This is a genomic window from Ameyamaea chiangmaiensis, from assembly GCF_013376175.1.
Taxonomy (GTDB): Bacteria; Pseudomonadota; Alphaproteobacteria; order Acetobacterales; family Acetobacteraceae; genus Ameyamaea; species Ameyamaea chiangmaiensis.
Genome location: NZ_JABXXR010000274.1, coordinates 1 through 1,901, shown reverse-complemented (window position 1 = coordinate 1,901; position 1,901 = coordinate 1). Strand labels below are relative to the sequence as shown.

General features: G+C 68.9%; 2 protein-coding genes. Both read right to left on the bottom strand.

Annotated features, from left to right (window positions below; all coding sequences use genetic code 11):
* Positions 1-1,286, bottom strand: a 1,286-nt coding sequence (gene gltX / locus HUK82_RS16290) for a glutamate--tRNA ligase (protein ID WP_176614919.1), incomplete at its 3' end; no start/stop codon positions are given.
* Between the two features lie 97 nt (positions 1,287-1,383).
* A complete protein-coding gene (locus HUK82_RS16285) occupies positions 1,384-1,779 on the bottom strand; it encodes a cytochrome c3 family protein (RefSeq protein ID WP_176614918.1) in 396 nt (131 codons plus the stop codon).
* Positions 1,780-1,901: the final 122 nt, after the last annotated feature.

The following is a 1,901-nucleotide window of genomic DNA, read 5'->3' as shown; positions in this document are numbered from 1 at the left end:
GCCACCTGCCCCAGCTTCAGGCCGCTGGTCTCGGCGAACGCGCGCAGGGCCGCGTCCAGTGCCTCGGGCGTGAAGTCGCCCAGCGCCGCCAGTTCGTGGCTCAGGCCGCGCAGCATCGTGCGGGCCTCCGGCGTCAGCAGCTTTTCGGCCTTGGCATCGAAGGCGAACGGCACCGGCCGCGCCAGAAACGCCGCACTGTCGGCCAGTTCGACCAGTGTGCGTGCACGCTCCTTCAACCCGGGCATCAGGGTGCGGATTCGCGCCCGCGCCACGTCGTCGACGACCAGCCCATCCCGGCCCGTCAGGCGCTCCACCACGTCGGCGGTCAGGCGGTCGTCATCGGCCTGCCGCAGCCAGACGCCGTTGATGTGCGACAGCTTGGCGTAGTCCATGCGCGACGGCGCGCGGCCGACACCGTCGAGGTCGAACAGTTCGATCTGCTCGGGACGGGACAGGATCTCCGCGTCGCCATGCCCCCAGCCCAGACGCAGCAGGTAATTGCAAAGCGCCTCGGGCAGATAACCCATGTCGCGGAATTCGACGACGGACTGCGCGCCGTGGCGCTTGGACAGCTTGGCGCCGTCGGGTCCGTGGATCAGCGGCAGATGCGCGAAATTCGGTCGTTCCCAGCCCATCGCCGTATAGATCATGCTCTGGCGGAAGGTGTTGGTCAGATGGTCGTCGCCGCGGATCACATGGGTGATCGCCATATCATGATCGTCGACCACGACCGCGTGCTGATAGGTGGGCGTGCCGTCGGCCCGCAGGATGATCATGTCGTCGAGTTCGGTGTTGGCGACACGCACCTCGCCCTGCACCAGATCGTTCACCACCGTCTCGCCCTCACGCGGGGCCTTGATACGCACGGTGTAGGACGCGCCGGGGGGCGCCTCGGACGGATCGCGGTCGCGCCAGTAGCCGTTGTAACGCGGGGGGCGCCCCTCCTTCATCGCCTGCTCGCGCATGGCGGTGAGTTCCTCAGGCGTGCAGTAGCAGCGATACGCGTCGCCTTGCTCCAACAGCTGGAGGGCGACCTCGGTGTGGCGGGGCTGGCGGCTGGACTGGAACACGGGTTCCTCGTCCCAGTCGAGGCCCATCCAGCGCAGCCCCTCGAACAGCACGTCGACCGCCTTCTGGGTCGACCGCTCCCGGTCCGTGTCCTCGATCCGCAGGAGGAACTGACCCCCGACATGGCGGGCAAAGAGGTAATTGAACAGGGCTGCGCGGGCGTTGCCGATGTGCAGCAGGCCGGTCGGGCTCGGGGCGAAGCGGGTGCGGATCGTCATAAGGGGCCTCCTTACCATGCCTTACGGCGCGCCACTATCCCGGATGGGGCCCGAGCGCGCGTCCACGTGACAGAACCTCTCGCATCCTGGCCTGCGTTCAGAAGGGCCGTGCCTCCACATGGCCCGGCAGCACGTGCGCCACGTGGCAGGACGCGCAGTCGCGAACCGGCCCGCTGCGATGCCCGGCGTCGCGCTCACGCTGATGGCAGCTCTCGCACAGGGTGTGAAACGTCTGCGCCACATGCACGGACTGGTCCGGCAGCGCCTTGTGACAGGCCACACAGAACGGCACCGCCCCGGGCAGGCGCATCACGCGCGCCTGAACGTAATCGTGATGGCAGGTCGCGCAGTTGATCGAAATGTGATCGGTATGCTCGAAATACAGTGGGAGGCGCGCGCCGTGCCGGGCCGCGTGGCCATGCTCCCACACAAGGCCGCCGACCGCCCCCGCCAGACCGAGCACACCCAGCCCCCAGCCGAGACCGCGACTCATCCGCCACCGTGATGCGGCAGGCCCGCGAACACCGCGCCCCCCGCCACCGCCAGCACGAATACGCCCCCCGCGATCAGGCGCGCACCAGACACGGCATGCACGCGCCGACCGGGCCCCGGGCC